The sequence below is a fragment of the Bradyrhizobium sp. GW821-FHT13H06 genome (assembly GCF_058803975.1).
In genome coordinates, this window is sequence record NZ_JBXAPN010000037.1 from 1 (window position 1) to 584 (window position 584).

At 64.6% G+C, this 584-nt stretch carries 1 protein-coding gene; it reads right to left on the reverse strand.

All coding sequences use genetic code 11. The features are described from left to right. Positions 1-258: 258 nt before the first annotated feature. Positions 259-584: hypothetical protein (locus AC1RQP_RS40195; RefSeq protein ID WP_492943318.1), on the reverse strand; the 326-nt coding region annotated here is incomplete at its 5' end.

Below are 584 nucleotides of genomic sequence, written 5' to 3' on the forward strand. Positions count from 1 at the left end.
TCCTATCTTGATCTTCCTTTGAAACGGGCACGGCGTCTGTTCGCATCCACCCGCGCGCAGCCGCATGACTTGGTCCAACCGCTGCGCAGTGCCCAGCCGGTCACGATGACGTGCTGGCCACAGTCGCAGCGGCACGACCATAGCGCCTGATAGCTCTTGCCGCCCGGCTTGATGTGGCTCCCGGCATGCGCCTCGACCACCAGCCGATGACAGCGCTGGCCGAGCATATCGATGGCGCGGGGATCGAGGGACACGGCTTCACGCGCCGATCAGCTCCGCACGCAGCTCGGCCGCGTGCCGCCAGCTCTCCGGATGTTGCTCCCATGACGGCATCTCGCCGCCCGCGTCGATCGGGCAGCAATCGAACAATGACAGGCCGAGCATGCTGTTGAGCGCCACGGCGGCGTCGAGATATTCCCTGCGACGGCCGCCGTCCGCTTCCCAAAAATTGTGATCGTCGCGACCTTCGATCTCCATTGCGAGATTGAACAGGCGACGGGCTTCGGGCAGGACGCGGGGATCAATCATCATCGTGGCAAGTCCGACCAATGCACACCGATGCCGTTGCGGCGCTTCGGTTCGGC